13 protein-coding genes and 1 pseudogene are annotated in these 15,230 nt (G+C 63.4%); 7 read left to right on the plus strand and 7 right to left on the minus strand.

Features of this window, described 5'->3' with window-relative positions; all coding sequences use genetic code 11:
- Positions 1–9: 9 nt before the first annotated feature.
- From YH3_RS11815 to YH3_RS11825, 3 genes are all read left to right on the plus strand, one after another.
- A complete protein-coding gene (locus tag YH3_RS11815; protein WP_064443383.1) occupies positions 10–1,146 on the plus strand; it encodes an NAD(P)/FAD-dependent oxidoreductase in 1,137 nt (378 codons plus the stop codon).
- Between the two features lie 7 nt (positions 1,147–1,153).
- Positions 1,154–1,987: a DUF3626 domain-containing protein gene (locus tag YH3_RS11820; RefSeq protein WP_007727410.1), complete on the plus strand. Its 834-nt coding sequence runs from the start codon at positions 1,154–1,156 to the stop codon at positions 1,985–1,987.
- Between the two features lie 180 nt (positions 1,988–2,167).
- Entirely contained in the window at positions 2,168–6,352 is a 4,185-nt protein-coding gene (locus YH3_RS11825; RefSeq protein WP_064443513.1) for a bifunctional nitrate reductase/sulfite reductase flavoprotein subunit alpha, read from the plus strand.
- A 6-nt stretch (positions 6,353–6,358) separates the two neighbouring features.
- Here YH3_RS11825 and YH3_RS11830 read toward each other — a convergent pair whose 3' ends face one another.
- Entirely contained in the window at positions 6,359–6,823 is a 465-nt protein-coding gene (locus tag YH3_RS11830) for a tRNA (cytidine(34)-2'-O)-methyltransferase (RefSeq protein WP_007727408.1), read from the minus strand.
- Positions 6,824–6,960: 137 nt separating this feature from the next.
- Here YH3_RS11830 and YH3_RS11835 point away from each other — a divergent pair, with 137 nt between their 5' ends.
- Positions 6,961–7,641, plus strand: coding sequence for an excalibur calcium-binding domain-containing protein (locus tag YH3_RS11835; protein ID WP_064443384.1), 681 nt, complete (start codon positions 6,961–6,963; stop codon positions 7,639–7,641).
- A gap of 33 nt (positions 7,642–7,674) precedes the next feature.
- On the plus strand, positions 7,675–8,295 hold the full coding sequence (locus tag YH3_RS11840) for a pentapeptide repeat-containing protein (RefSeq protein WP_007727404.1): 621 nt from the start codon (positions 7,675–7,677) through the stop codon (positions 8,293–8,295).
- 6 nt (positions 8,296–8,301) lie between these two features.
- Here YH3_RS11840 and YH3_RS11845 read toward each other — a convergent pair whose 3' ends face one another.
- Together YH3_RS11845 and YH3_RS11850 are read right to left on the minus strand one after the other, a co-directional pair.
- The gene (locus YH3_RS11845) at positions 8,302–8,577 is read right to left on the minus strand and encodes a DUF1905 domain-containing protein (RefSeq protein WP_007727403.1); all 276 of its coding nucleotides are present in this window, start codon (positions 8,575–8,577) and stop codon (positions 8,302–8,304) included.
- 32 nt (positions 8,578–8,609) lie between these two features.
- Positions 8,610–9,122, minus strand: coding sequence for a GNAT family N-acetyltransferase (locus tag YH3_RS11850; RefSeq protein WP_063836256.1), 513 nt, complete (start codon positions 9,120–9,122; stop codon positions 8,610–8,612).
- Positions 9,123–9,153: 31 nt separating this feature from the next.
- Between YH3_RS11850 and YH3_RS11855 the strand changes: the two are divergent.
- A pseudogene (locus YH3_RS11855) lies at positions 9,154–9,873 on the plus strand (bifunctional methylenetetrahydrofolate dehydrogenase/methenyltetrahydrofolate cyclohydrolase); the annotation flags it as partial.
- Positions 9,874–9,911: 38 nt separating this feature from the next.
- Entirely contained in the window at positions 9,912–10,196 is a 285-nt protein-coding gene (locus YH3_RS11860; protein WP_003940740.1) for a DUF3017 domain-containing protein, read from the plus strand.
- Between the two features lie 5 nt (positions 10,197–10,201).
- Here YH3_RS11860 and YH3_RS11865 read toward each other — a convergent pair whose 3' ends face one another.
- The 4 genes from YH3_RS11865 to YH3_RS11880 form a co-directional block, all read right to left on the minus strand.
- Positions 10,202–10,777 (minus strand): hypothetical protein, encoded by a 576-nt coding sequence (locus YH3_RS11865; RefSeq protein WP_064443385.1) that lies wholly within the window; start codon positions 10,775–10,777, stop codon positions 10,202–10,204.
- Positions 10,777–12,606 carry a DEAD/DEAH box helicase gene (locus tag YH3_RS11870; RefSeq protein WP_230587436.1) on the minus strand — a complete coding sequence of 610 codons (1,830 nt, stop codon included), beginning with the start codon at positions 12,604–12,606 and terminating at the stop codon, positions 10,777–10,779. Before YH3_RS11870 ends, YH3_RS11865 begins: the two co-directional genes overlap by 1 nt.
- 118 nt (positions 12,607–12,724) lie before the next feature.
- Positions 12,725–13,861, minus strand: a complete 1,137-nt coding sequence (locus YH3_RS11875) for a homoserine O-acetyltransferase (RefSeq protein ID WP_064443386.1) — start codon at positions 13,859–13,861, stop codon at positions 12,725–12,727.
- Positions 13,858–15,183 carry a bifunctional o-acetylhomoserine/o-acetylserine sulfhydrylase gene (locus YH3_RS11880; protein WP_064443387.1) on the minus strand — a complete coding sequence of 442 codons (1,326 nt, stop codon included), beginning with the start codon at positions 15,181–15,183 and terminating at the stop codon, positions 13,858–13,860. Before YH3_RS11880 ends, YH3_RS11875 begins: the two co-directional genes overlap by 4 nt.
- Positions 15,184–15,230: the final 47 nt, after the last annotated feature.

The raw sequence follows: 15,230 nt of genomic DNA on the forward strand, positions 1-15,230 counted from the left end.
GAAACAAACATGAGCAACTCGATAACGATCATCGGGGCGGGCCTCGGCGGTCTGACCCTCGCGCGTGTCCTTCACGTTCATGGAATTCGGTCGAAGATCTACGAGGCGGAACTGTCGGCAGAAGCTCGCACGCAGGGCGGTCAACTCGACATCCACGAACACAACGGTCAGGCCGCGCTCGACGCTGCCGGCCTTACCGACGAGTTCCGCGCGATCATCCACGCGGGCGGCGCCGCGTCGCGCGTACTCGATCAACACGCCGCCGTGCTCCTCGACGAACCCGACGACGGCACGGGAGCACGTCCCGACGTGCTGCGCGGCGACCTCCGTCGAATCCTGATTGATTCCCTTCCGGACTACACGATCGAATGGGGACGCAAAGTCGACACTGTGCGCTCGCTCGGAGATGATCGCCACGAGTTGACCTTCGTCGACGGTTCGACAGTGACCACCGACTTTCTCGTCGGTGCAGACGGTGCCTGGTCGAAGGTCCGGCCGCTGCTCTCCGATGCGAAGCCGGAATACGTCGGCACCACGTTCGTCGAGACCTACCTCTACGACGTCGACGAGAAGCATTCGGCTGCAGCCGAAGCCGTCGGGGACGGGGCGATGTACGCGCCCGCACCAGGAAAAGCGATCGCCGCGCATCGAGAGGCGGGAGACATCGTGCACACCTACGTTCAGCTGAACCGTCCGGCGGAGTGGTTTGCCGGTATCGATTTCACCGACGCCGCCGCTGCGACAGCGCGGGTCGCGGCCGAGTTCGACGGTTGGGCACCGGAACTCACGGCGCTGATCACCGATGGCGAAACCGCTCCGATTCCGCGCGCGATCCATGCACTTCCCGACGAGCACCGATGGGATCGCGTGCCTGGGGTGACGCTTCTCGGTGACGCGGCGCACCTGATGTCCCCGTCCGGTGAGGGTGCGAACTTGGCGATGTTCGACGGCGCCGAACTGGGAAAGGCGATCGCCACGCACCCCGACGACATCGAAGGGGCACTCGCCGAGTACGAAGAAGCGATGTTCGTGCGCAGCGCATCCGAGGCCGCGGACTCGCACGTGATCCTTGATCTCTGCCTCGGTGAAGGCACACCGTATTCACTGGTCGATTTCTTCACCGGCGCTGCTTCCATATCCGGATAATGGGCGAATGCCTGTTGATTCCACTCCTTGGTCTGCCGCGATTGCGCACGTGAGCGGTCTCTCGAAGGGCGGCCCGTTGGATCGAAATCACCGGGTGACGTTGCACTTTCATCCGGACCTCCCGTCTGAACGTGGTCTGACACTGGCCTCGATCGCACGTCAAGGCACCTATGTGACCCAGTTCGAGACTCGAACGAGCAACGGCGGACTGACGGCGCATCACGGCGGCGATCGTTGGCGTTGGGAGAGTCGGATATTCGGCGGAGCTTACGACGAGCGAGAGCCCTCGGAACGGCCGAAGTACGGAGCGTTGAACTTCTCCGCCGATCCCTACGGGGCATCCCCTCGGTTCGGCTCGTCCTACTTCCGGCTTGCCGAGCACACACTCGACCGCACCACCTTCTGCTTTCCCGACAGCGTCTTCGAGCCTGATCTCTTCGGAACGGCCGAAGCGATGAGCTTGGTCGACGCCGCACGGGCTGCCGAGCTCGACGATCCGCTCGACCACTACATCGAGGCGCACGTCCACGGCGCCGTCGACATCGGAACGGACGTCGAGGCGCTCGTTCTGGATCCGAGTTACCGGGGCACACTGATCGAAGAGATCGCCCACTCGCTCACGTGCCCGGTGCTGTGGCACGAGGGATACGCGGTCGATGTCGACGAGATAGCCGAACATCCCGAATACCGGGGAGCGGCCGTGATCGACCTTGCCCGAGAAATTGCGCACGGCAGGCGGCTGACGCCTGCCGTACTGGGGCTCGCACGGGGTGCATCCTTCGATCCGCAGGACGTCAAGAAGGTTTGGCACTACATCGCTCGATTCGGCGGCAGAGCGTAGAACTGGGCATTCGCGTACAGCTGCCCGTCGACGACCGCCGGTCCCGGGACCGCACATCGGTCCGAAGGGCGCGGTGAGGAAAGAGTGATTGATACGCAACATCGAGCATGAACTCCCGAAACAACTGCATCCGAAGATAGAAGTCGACCTTGATCCTCGGTCGAAGGGATGCATGAATCGATGGGCGCTCAACTCACCACCACCAGTGTCGACACACTCTGCGCGTACTGCGGGGTCGGCTGTGGTCTTGTCCTCGACATCATCACCGATCCGGAGACGGGACGTCGGAAGGCTGCGAAGTCTTCCGGTCTGAAGACACATCCCACCAACTTCGGGCGTCTGTGCACCAAAGGCACCACGACCGCAGACATGCTCGCAGGCCCGGGGCGCATGGAATCTGCATATCGCCGTCCGCGCCGAGGTGATGCGATCGAAGCGGCGGACATGGCCGCAGTCATCACTGACACCGCCCAGCGCCTGCGGGCAATCATCGACGAGCACGGTCCCGACGCGTTTGCGTTGTACGTGTCCGGGCAGATGTCACTCGAAGCTCAGTACCTGTCGAACAAACTGGCCAAGGGCTTCATCGGGACCAATCAGATCGAATCGAATTCCCGACTGTGCATGGCAAGTGCCGGCACCGGATACAAGCAATCGCTCGGGGCCGACGGACCGCCCGGTTCCTATCAGGACTTCGAACATGCCGACGTGTTCTTCGTGACCGGCGCGAACATGGCGGACTGCCATCCGATCCTCTTCCTTCGAATGCAGGAGCGGGTCAAGGCGGGCGCGAAGTTGATCGTCGTCGATCCTCGACGCACCGCCACCGCCGACAAGGCGAACTTGTTCCTGCAGATCGCTCCCGGCACCGATCTCGCGCTACTCAACGGACTACTCCACCTGCTCGTCGTAAACGGCCACACCGATCCGGACTTCATCGCCGACTTCACCGAAGGCTGGGAGGTCATGCCCAGTTTCCTCGCGGAGTACACTCCTGCGAAGGTCAGCGAGATCACCGGTATCTCCGAAGCCGACATCCACACGGCAGCGCAGTGGATCGGTGAGGCCGCCAACTGGATGAGCTGTTGGACAATGGGTTTGAACCAGAGCACCCACGGCACGTGGAACACCAACGCCATCTGCAACCTTCACCTCGCGACCGGTGCGATCTGCAAGCCCGGCAGCGGTCCGTTCTCGTTGACCGGTCAGCCGAACGCCATGGGTGGGCGTGAAATGGGCTACATGGGGCCAGGTTTGCCAGGTCAGCGCGCCGTGATGGTCGACGCCGATCGCGAATTCGTCGAGGAGAGGTGGGGGATCCCGCAAGGCTCGCTGCGCACCGACATCGGCGGTGGCACCATCGACATGTTCTCCCGAATGGCGGCGGGCGACATCAAAGCGTGCTGGATCATCTGCACCAATCCCGTTGCGACGGTAGCCAACCGCAAGACCGTCATCGACGGCTTGGAGAAGGCCGACCTCGTCATCACCCAGGATGCTTTCCTGGGCACCGAGACCAACGAATACGCCGATGTTCTGCTGCCTGCTTCGCTGTGGACAGAGTCCGACGGAGTGATGATCAATTCCGAACGCAACCTGACGCTCTTTCAGCAGGCACTGGATCCGGTCGGGCAGGCGCTGCCTGATTGGCAGATCATCGCCCGGATCGCCTGCGAGATGGGGTACGCCGAAGCGTTCACCTACACCTGTGCCGAAGAGGTGTTCGAAGAGATCAAGCAGTTCTGGAATCCGAAGACCGGCTACGACTTACGCGGCGTCACCTACGAGCGCCTCCGCAAGACATCGATCCAGTGGCCATGCCCGCCAGACAGTGATCAGGACCGTCATCCCATCCGATACGTCAATGACGGTGTCAGTCAAAGACTCCTGATCCGCGAGGACGGCAGCACTCCGAGGCTCGCATTTCCCACCGCCACTGGCCGTGCGATGTTCTTCGCACGGCCGCACATGCTTCCCGCCGAAATGCCCGACGACGACTACCCCTTCCTGCTCAACACCGGTCGTCTCGCGCACCAGTGGCACACCATGACCAAGACCGGCAAGGTGGCCAAGTTGAACAAGCTCAACCCAGGTCCCTTCGTCGAGATCCATCCCGACGACGCCGCCAGGCTCGGCATCGTCGACCAGGATGCGATCGAGGTTGCCTCACGCCGCGGTCGCGCTGTGCTTCCGGCTGTTGTCACCGACCGAGTGCGTCCGGGGAACTGCTTTGCCCCATTTCACTGGAACGACGCCTTCGGTGAATATCTGTCCATCAACGCCGTCACCAACGACGCCATCGACCCTGCCTCGCAGCAACCGGAGTTCAAAGCCTGCGCTGTCACTATGACGAAGGTCGCCGTGAACACACCTGAAACAGTGCTCGCCGAGGCGCCGCTGGTGGCTTCCGCGCCAGCTGATCGGGCTTTGTCGCGAACTGATGTCCTCGCGGATGTCTTCGGTCAAACAGGAACACCTGCAGTGGTATTCGATGCGCTCCAGCAGAGCTACCTGGCCGGTCTTCTCGCCGCGTTGCGTGCGGACGCCGATCGCACTGCTGGGGTCCCGACGTTGCCGTCGACGGCGCCGTTCGACGCCGAAAAGCGGATGTGGGTCGACGGTGTACTGGCCGGCCTGTACTCGCGAACCGCGCTCCCTGACACCGACGGGCCCGCGTTGTCCTCGGCTCCGGGCATTGCGACAGAACGCGCGCCGATCGTGGTGCTCTGGGCATCGCAGACCGGAAACGCGGAAGAATTTGCCGCCGCCTGCGCTGCTCGCCTTGGGGAAGTTGGCTTGCCCGTGGTGATGCATGCAATGGACGAGTTCCAGGCCGCCGACCTGGCGGCCACCCGAGAGGTCCTGTTGATCACCAGTACCTCCGGTGACGGCGAATCCCCGGACAACGGCAGCGGTTTCTGGGATGCGTTAGCTGCTGACACGGCGCCCCGCATGGCCGAGACGCGGTATGCAGTCATCGCTTTCGGCGACTCGAACTATGACGACTTCTGTGGGCATGGACGAAAGCTCGACGCCCGCCTTGCCGAACTGGGAGCCAGTCGTATCGTCGATCGCGCCGACTGCGAGCCCGATTTCGAGGACACCGCTGCTGGATGGCTGGAGGCGGTCACGGCTGAGCTTCGGAGCTCGGTGGCCAGCGAGACGACCGACGTCCTCGTTGCAAAGAAGAATTCTGGGACAACCGTTGCAACCCCGCCGATTTCACCGGCGATGTCGCCGCCGCTGCGATACAACAAGAAGGCGCCACTGACCACAGCCTTGACGCGCAATGTCGTGCTCAACCGTCCGGGTTCTTCCAAAGACGTGCGGCAGTTGGGCTTTCACCTTCCAGGTGACACGGTCAGTTACGAAGCCGGCGACGCTCTCGGAGTCTGGCCCCGAAACAGCTCTCCGTTTGTCGACGAGTGGCTCACCCTTACCGGCCTCGACGGTGACGAGACCGTCGAACTGGGGCAGTACGGGGAAATGACGCTGCGTACCGCGCTCACCGAGCGCTTGGAGATCACTCGAATCTCGACCGACATGATTCGATTCGTGCATCAACGAACCCGCGATTCGGACCTGGCCGAGTTGTTGAAGCCGGAGAATGTCTCCACGTTCAAAGACTGGTCGTGGGGACGACAGTCCGTCGACATTCTCGCGCAGTCGCCCGTTCGTGCCTCGACAGACGAATGGCTCTCGCTGCTCAAACCGATTCAGCCGCGGCTGTATTCGATATCTTCCAGTCCGAAGGAGAACCCACGCGAAGTGCAGTTGACGGTGTCCGCGGTGCGATACAACGTTGCGGGTGTCCCACGGCGTGGAGTGTGCTCGACTTACCTCGCCGACCACGCTCACGATGACGACATCGGTATCTACGTGCAGAAGTCGACCCACTTCCGGCCACCTTCCGATCCCGAGACCCCGATGATCATGGTCGGTCCGGGGACCGGCATTGCACCGTTCCGTGCCTTCCTGCATGAGCGGCGGGCATTGGGGCACACGGGTCCGAACTGGCTGTTCTTCGGAGAACAGCACGCCGCGACCGACTTCTACTACCGCGAAGAAATCGAAGAATTGCGGAAAGACGGATTCCTCACCGAACTCGACCTCGCGTTTTCCCGGGATCAAGCCGACAAGGTCTACGTGCAGGACCGGATGCGTGAGCGGGGTGCACTGCTGTGGGAGTGGTTGCAGAAGGGAGCGCACTTCTACGTCTGCGGCGATGCCAACCGGATGGCCAAGGACGTCGACAGTGCCCTCAACGGGGTGGTCGCTCAGCACGGAAAACTGGCACCTCGCAGTGCCGAGGCGTACGTGAAGGCTCTTTCGGCGGAGAAGCGCTATGTCCGGGACGTCTACTGACGTCGATCAGACAGCGCCCTTGAACCCGTGCTGACGCCAGGCCTCGTACGTCACGAGGGCGGCAGCGTTGGACAGGTTGAGGGACCGGCGTCCGGGCAGCATCGGGATACGCAGGCGCTCGGTGACGTGTTCGTCCGCCAATACTTCTTCGGACAGTCCGGTGGGTTCGGGCCCGAACAGCAGGACGTCGCCGGGTTGGTAGGCGATATCGGCATACGACGTGGTCGCGTGCGCGGTGAAGGCGAACACGCGAGCGGGGGTGACGGCTTCCCAGGCAGCGGTCAGGTTTTCGTGGACCGTGACAGTCGCCAGGTCGTGGTAGTCCAAGCCTGCGCGCTTGAGCTTCGGCTCCGACAAGTCGAACCCGAGAGGGCCGACCAGGTGGAGTTCGCAACCGGTGCCTGCGACCATGCGGATCGCGTTTCCGGTGTTGGGTGGGATGCGGGGCTCGTGGAACATCACTCGGAACACTCGAGGAACTGTACCGGGCGACGTATCGGTGCCCACGTCCGTGAGAAGACCCGGTCGGGAAGTGTGGGCGAATTGGTAACAAACCGGCCAGTCCGTGCGAATCTATTTCCGGCACTCTTCGCAGAACGGACATTTTGATGACCCCTCCCGCCGGTTGGAACCCCGACCCCTTCGACCCCACGATCGACCGTTACTGGGACGGTCAGCAGTGGACCGCGCAGACACGGCCCAAGGGCGTCGACGCACCCACTCAGGCTTTCGGCACTCCCACGCAGGTCTTCGGCGCACCCGGATCGGCGGTGCCGGACACTAGCGCCGAGGAAGGCAAGACGCGGCGTAAGTGGCCGTGGATCGCCGGCGCGGCAGTCGTGGGGCTGGTTGCCATCGCCGCGGCGACGGGAGCGGGCAAGTCGGAAGAATCGACGACGCCTGCTGCGACCTCTTCGACGACAGCTGCAGCGACGACAACCAAAAGCACGGTCCCGTCGACGACGAAGACCACGACTTCGTCCCTCTTGCCGACGACGACAACGATCGTGCCGCCACCGACGACAACCACCGTGGCAATCGTGCCGCTGGTTCCGCAGGTCCCGGAGACCACGACTACGCCGTATGTTCCGCCCGCTCCTGCATACACACCGCCGAAGACAACAGAACCGGCGTACGTTCCGCCGCCGGCCAAGGTGCCCGACGCGGGGGTGTATTACGCCAACTGTGCAGCCGTGCGAGCGGCCGGTGCTGCCCCGATCTACCGCGGCGATCCCGGCTATTCGTCCAAGCTTGATCGTGACGGTGACGGCGTGGCCTGCGAGACCTAGGCGATCGAACCGGTGTCGGTGCGGCGGGGCAGTATGGACGGCATGCTCCCCGAAGAATCCGACGATGTCGTCGGCGAAGACTATTCAGACGCGCGGCTGGCCGGGCAGAAGTGGCGTCAGCGCACTTTCACCAACTGCAATTTCCGAGACGCCGACCTCACCGGACTCACGACGGAGTCGGTGGTGTTCACGGATTGTGATTTCACCGGCACCGATCTGGGGGAGTCCGTGCACACGGGAACTGCGTTCCGCTCGTGCAATTTTGCCCGGACTAGCCTGTGGCACAGCACGTTCCGAAACTGCAGTTTGCTCGGGTCGGCGTTCGACGGTTGCCGCATCCGGCCGTTGACGCTCGACGAAGTCGACTTCTCGTTGACCTCACTCGGCGGGGCGGACCTGAGAAAGATCGACTTCACCTCATGCCGCTTCCGTGAAGCGAACCTGGTTCGGGCCGACATGCGGGGCGCGGTGCTGGCGTCGGCGGATCTGTCCGGTGCTCGTACGGGTGGACTCAAACTCGAAGGTGCAGATCTGCGCGGTGCGCGGATCGATCCGAGCCTGTGGACGTCCGCGTCCGTCGGAAACGCGCAGATCGAGTTGATGCAGGCGGTGGCGTACGCGTCGGCGCACGGTCTTGTCGTCGACATGAAGTAGCAGCGCCTAGCTCTCCAAGCGCTCCTCGAGGCGCACCGTCACCAGCTCGCCGGTCTCCTTGCCGATGGCTTTGCGAAGATCGGCTTTGACCGGCAGCTTGTGGTTACCGTCTCCCAACGCCATGAACGAACTCTGGAACGGATGTCCGTCGATCGTCCCGCGTACCTTGACCAGGCCGCGGGTGCCGAAGAACTCGGCGGACTCCGGCCAGATCACATAAGTCCACCCGCCCTTGGCGTCGCTCTTCTGCAGGGTGGCCGTGAATTCCTTGTCCAGCAACATGATGTCGGTCCTTTCGAACTCGTCCCAGTCGATCAGCGGATGAATTCCCGTGCGAGCAGATCCATCAGCAGTCCGTCCTTCCACACACCATGGCGATCTCGCGAATACTCGCGCATCACCCCGACGTCTTTGAACCCCACCGATCGGTAGCACGCGATGGCGACGGAGTTGTCGACCTCCGGGTCGATGACCAGACGGTGGAATGCGAGGTCGTCGATCAGGTGGGCACACAGCACGCGAATCGATTCGCGACCGAACCCTCGGCCGTGGAAGTCGGGATCGAGGAACAAGTCGAGCCCGGCGTGGCGGAAGTCGGGGTTGTCCTCCGCCTCATACCACTGGATGAAGCCGATCAGGTGGTCGCCGTGGAAGATGCTGTAGCGCGTGGTGCCAGCCTCCGGCGCTGCAGGCCAGTCGTCGTCGGGATTTTGCCACCAGTGCACGACGTCCGGGTGCAGGTGAATTGCCCGCAGACGGGCGTGATGATCGGGCGCGACGGGGGAGAGGAGCACCCTCGGGCCGCGTAGTTCCGGAGCCGTTGTCACTCATCGACCCTAACCTGGAACAATGGTCGCCGTGACTGCAACGATCCTCGACGGCAAAGCTACCCGCGACGAAATCTTCGAAGACCTGAAGGTGCGGGTGAGCGCTCTGAAGGCAGAGGGCATCACACCCGGCTTGGGCACCATCCTGGTGGGCGACGACCCCGGATCCGCGGCTTACGTGCGCGGCAAGCACAACGACTGCGCCAAGGTCGGTATCAATTCTTTGCGACGCGACCTGCCTGCCGACATCACGCAGGAGCAGCTCAACGCGACGATCGACGAGCTCAATGCCAATCCCGAGTGCACCGGCTACATCGTGCAGTTGCCGCTTCCCAAGCACCTTGACGAGAACGCAGCCCTCGAGCGCATCGACCCCGACAAGGACGCCGACGGCTTGCACCCGGTCAACCTCGGTCGACTGGTGTTGGGCAAGGAAGCCCCGCTGCCGTGCACCCCGCGTGGAATCCTGCATCTCCTGCGCCGCTACGAGGTCCCTATTGCAGGCGCACACGTGGTGGTAGTCGGACGAGGCGTCACAGTCGGTCGCCCGATCGGATTGCTGCTGACGCGTCGTAGCGAGAACGCGACGGTCACGCTCTGCCACACCGGTACCCGCGATCTCGCGGCCGAGGTTCGCCGCGCCGACATCATCGTCGCTGCCGCCGGCGTTCCCGGCCTCATCACCGCAGACATGGTCAAGCCCGGGGCAGCGGTCCTCGACGTCGGCGTCAGTCGCACCGACGACGGGGTCGAGCGCGCCGAGCGGGTTCTGGCCGGAGTCTGAGTCCGATGTCCTCACTGGTCGGCCTCGCGAAGAAGAATCTGCCCATGCTCGCGGTCCTCGCCGTGATCGCGGCGGCCGTGGTTCTCGTGCTGGCCGACCGGTGGCGCCGCGGCGCCCTCGTCTTCGGTGTTGCCGTCATCATCGGAGCTGCCGCTCGGTGGTTCGTTCCCGAGAACCGTGTGGGGTTGCTCGCGGTGCGTGGAAGGGTCTTCGACACTGCGGCGATGGGCGTTATGGGTGTGCTGATCGCGACGCTCGCCCTGACCATCGATCCGCTCGGTACCGACTGAGAAGGTCAGTCCCCGTAGAACGAGCGGATGTTGATGTCGCTCAAGGGGATCCACTCCGGTGACTGAGTGGATGCCGACTTCTTTCCGGCCTTGTCCGGTGCACTTCGCAGCGTCACTGCGAGGACCGGTTCCTCGTCGATTCGCCCGGCCAGGGCGTAGATTGCGGCGAGATGGTGAACGCACGGCGAGCGTCGGCCTGAGCAGTCGCAGCTGGCAGTACACTCCGAAAGATCAACGGCTACTGCGATATTTCGAGCCTGCAGTTCGGTGACGACGCTGTCCGGTAGTTCGCCGGTGGAGACGGATCTGTTCGCCTTTCCAGCCGAACGGAGAAGGCTCTTCACTGCAGCGATCTCGGATTTGGTCCAGAGCGGGACACCAATCGTCACTGACGAAGTTTTTGCCTTGGTGCTCACCTCGGCGACGACGGTCCCCGACGAGACGACGGTGAACTCCACGGAACCGTTGCGTGCCAGGGTGCGAGCCGTCGGCAGGGACGGGTTCGGACCGGACGCCGCGGTCCGCTCCACCGTGCGCAGCCACGCTCGACCCCAAGCGGTGACGCCGAATTCGTTGGCCATCAGATGATCACCGCGCCGTCGAGTTCGAGAAGTTCACGCAGTTCGGCGTCGGGGAGATCGGCCAGCGCGGCCTCGACGTTCCCGGAGACAGCATCGGCCACAGCTCGTTTGGACTCGTGCATCGCTGCTATGTGATCCTCCACGGTACCGCCCGTCACCAAGGTATGGACGTTGACGGTGCGTTTCTGGCCGATGCGGTGTGCCCGGTCGGTTGCTTGATCCTCGACGGCTGGGTTCCACCACCGGTCGTAGTGCACGACATGACTTGCGCGCGTGAGGTTGAGGCCGAAGCCGGCGGCGCGCAAGCTCAGAATCAGAACCGGTGGTGAATCCGTCTCGTTCTGGAACGCGTCGACCATCGCGTCTCGTTTGTCGGTGTTCAGGCCGCCGTGGAGGAAAGGCACGGCACCGATACCCAGTTCGGCTCCCAGGTGTCGCGAGAGCATCTCGCCCATCGTCCGGTACTGCGTGAATATCAGCGCGCGATCGCCGTCGTCGACGATCTCGGCGATCATTTCCGTTGCGCGGTCGAGCTTTCCGGATCTTCCGTAGAGGTCGTCCGTATCGCCGGTGACCTGCGCCGGGTGATTGCATACCTGCTTGAGGGTGGTCAGAAGGGCAAGAATGTTGCCGCGCCGGGCAATTCCCGTGCCCAATCCGGAGTCGAACGCATCGGCAACTGCCGACCGGTAGATGCGCGCCTGTTCCGACGTCAGAGTGCACGAGACCGTGGAGAACTGTTTGGGCGGAAGATCCTTGGCCACTGTGTCTTTGGTTCTGCGCAGAATGAAAGGATCGATCACCGCGGCAAGTCTGGTCGCCGCGGTGGCCGATCGACCGGATTCGATCGGGACGGCAAAGCGTTGACGAAACCGTGCGCGAGTTCCGAGGACGTCGGGATTTGCGACGCGAAAGAGTGACCACAATTCTTCGAGGCGGTTCTCCACCGGCGTGCCGGTCATCGCTACCTTGACGTCCGCCGACAACTGCATTGCTGCTTTCGCGGCGAGGGAAGCGGGGTTCTTGATCTGTTGCGCCTCGTCGAAGACCACTGAACTCCAATGGACCGGGGCCAATTGGTCTGCGTCGGAACGCAAGACGCTGTAGCTGGTCAGAACCGTAGTGCCGGCGGGGATACGAGTGGGAAGTGCACGGGCGGCCCCGTGATGAACGTGCAGTGGCAGATGCGGAGCGAATCGCTCGATCTCGCGGCGCCAGTTTCCGATGACCGAGGTGGGACACACAACCAGATGCGGACCGTCGCCGGCGCGGATCGCGATCATCGAAACCGCTTGCAGTGTCTTACCCAAACCCATCTCGTCGGCCAAGATCCCACCACCCGAACCCGACAGAGCCGTCAGCCAGGCAACTCCCTGCATTTGATACGGGCGCAGAGTCGCCTGAATCTTTGCTCGGCGAAGGCTGTCCACGGCTGTACGCGCATCCGTGAACAACCGCACCGTGGACTCGGCGCTTCGGATCTTCGTGTCGTCGCGCTCGATCGCGGCATGCGCTGCGGTCGGAATGTCATGTGCGCCGGTGTCGATGACGCGCTTCCATGCGAGCAGCGACGATCCGAGGTCGCCGCGACCAGCATCGAGGTTGTGGAAGGCGTCGATCGCGGTGGTGAGGTCGAGCAGTTGCGCTTCGACGTCGGTTGCTGTGATCGACTCGTCGACCGGGATCGCAAGCCTGCACACGCCCGGCGACCCGGTCGGCATCCCCAGTGCCGACAGCCGCGCTGCCGGGTCTGCGTCACCCCAGAACGCGAAGGACATGTGCTCGGGAATGTACGTAGCCTGCAGGCGCGTCGAGCATGGCTGATTCACGTTCGCCGATGCTAGCCGCGCCGGCTCACGTTCGCCAATGAGAATGTCGGGAAAACCCGCAGATCAGCTGTGGTTTTCCCGACATTGACGAATCCTGAAAACGTGGCTCTGTGCCGAATCAGCGAGCCGTACGTGCGAACTCCATCGTTCGGCGAAGCAGTCCGGCGACGGCGTCCGCCTCCGTCAGGAAGCCGTCGTGTCCGTCCTTGGACTTGAGAATCTCGAGGCCGCTGCACGTGGAAATTCCGTCGGCGATCTCCTCCTGCAAGCGAAGGGGATACAGCCGATCCGAGTCGACGCCGCCCACCACGACCGGTGCCGTGATCGACGCCAACGCCGCCGCAACACCGCCGCGTCCACGACCGATGTCGTGCCGGTTCATGGCCTCGGTCAGTAGGACGTACGTGCTCGGGTCGAAGCGGTCGACCAGCTTGTCTGCCTGATGTTCCAGGTAACTCTGTACGGCGTATCGTCCACCGTTCCAAGGATTTTCGTCGTTCTGAGCGGAGTTCTCGAAGCGCGCGTCCAGTTCGGACTCGGTGCGGTACGTCAGGTGCGCGATGCGACGGGCGATGCCGAGTCCGGTGCGAGGTGCCCGCCCCGTTCCGTGGTAGTCACCGCCCTGCCAATCCGGATCGGAGACGATGGCAGCGATCTGCGTCGTCTGGGTGCCGATCTGATCTGCAGTGGCCCGTGAACCGGTTGCGAGAACCAGCGCGGAGCGAATGCTGTCCGGGTAGGTAACTGCCCATTCGAGGGTGCGCATGCCCCCCATGGATCCGCCGACTACCGAGGCCAACTGGTCGATCCCGAGGAGATCGACGAGCTTCTTCTCCGCCGCGATCTGATCCCGGATGGAGATCTCCGGGAACCTGCTGCCCCACGGCTTGCCGTCGTCGGCCGGCGAACTGGGACCGGTCGTGCCGCGACAACCACCGAGGACATTGGTTGCGATGACGCACCATTCGCCGGTGTCGATCGGTTCGCCGGGGCCGACCATCCCGTTCCACCAGCCGGGGGAGGGCTGATTCGCGGAGATCGGTCCGGTGACGTGTGAGTCTCCGGTCAGTGCGTGCTCGACGAGTACTACGTTGTCGCGGTTCGGGGAAAGCTCACCCCACCGCTGAACGGCGAGCGAAACCGATGGGATTGCCGCGCCGCTCTCGAGTTCCAAGGCACCGATGTCGACGAACCCCACCTGGCCGTCGGGTGGGGGCAGGAGGTCGATCCTGGGCTCCAATTCGTTCACGGTCACGAGTTTGCCACCGCTGCCAGGCCGACGGTGAGATCGGCGAGGATGTCGTCGATTCCTTCGATGCCGACCGCGAGGCGAACGAGCCCGGGTGTGACACCGGAGGCGAGCTGCTCTTCGGGGGTGAGCTGCGAGTGTGTCGTCGAGGCGGGGTGGATCACGAGTGAGCGAACGTCACCGATGTTGGCGACGTGGCTGTGCAGCGTCAGGGCGTTGACGAACGTCTTGCCCGCATCGATACCGCCGGGCAGCTCGAAGGTGACGATGGCGCCGGTTCCCTTGGGCGTCAGCTGCTTTCCACGTTCGAACCATGGCGAGGAGGGAAGTCCCGCGTAGGAAACGGAGGCCACCTCACCGTGGCCGTCGAGGAATTCGGCGACCTTCTGTGCATTGGATACGTGGCGCTCGATGCGCAGGCTCAAGGTTTCGATACCCTGCGCGATGAGGAACGCGTTGAACGGCGCCACGGCGGAACCGAGATCGCGCAGCAGTTGGACGCGGGCCTTGAGTGCGAACGCCGGCGCGCCGAGGTCCGCGAAGGTGACGCCGTGGTAGCTGGGATCAGGCGTCGTGAAGTTCGTGTGGCGACCCTGCGTCCAGTCGAAAGTGCCACCGTCGACGATGACGCCGGCGATCGCGGTGCCGTGTCCACCAAGGTATTTGGTGGCGGAGTGAACGACGATGTCGGCGCCGTGTTCGAGTGGGCGAAGCAGGTACGGCGTCGCGACTGTGTTGTCCACGATCAACGGAAGACCGTTCTCGTGGGCCAGTGACGAGATACCGGGTAGGTCGAGGATGTGGTTCTTCGGATTGGCGATCGTTTCGCCGTAGAACGCCTTCGTATTCGGGCGAATGGCTTCGCGCCACTGCTCGAGATTGTCGGGATCCTCGACGAACGTGACTTCGATACCCAGCTTGCGAAGGGTGTAATGCAGGAGGTTGTACGTGCCGCCGTACAGGTACGGGCTGGAGACGATGTGGTCGCCGGCCTCGGCGATGTTGAGGATCGCGATGGTCTCGGCGGCCTGACCCGAGGAGAGGAGGAGTGCGGCGACTCCGCCTTCGAGGGCAGCGATGCGCTGCTCGACGGCGTCCTGTGTGGGATTCATGATCCGCGTGTAGATGTTGCCCGGCTCGGCGAGGCCGAACAGTGCCGCAGCGTGATCGGTGCTGTCGAAGACGTAGCTGGTGGTCTGGTAGATCGGCAGAGCGCGCGCATTTGTGGCGGTGTCCGCTGTTTGTCCGGCGTGCACCTGCTTGGTCTCGAACGACCAGTTCGCGGTCGGATCCGAAGTTGCTGCGGCGTCGGCTGTGTTGTCGGTCATGATTTGTTCACTCCAGTGGTCTGACGGATAGATGTCGGACGGGGGCG

The sequence above is a fragment of the Rhodococcus sp. YH3-3 genome, from assembly GCF_001653035.1.
Taxonomy (GTDB): Bacteria; Actinomycetota; Actinomycetes; order Mycobacteriales; family Mycobacteriaceae; genus Rhodococcus_F; species Rhodococcus_F qingshengii.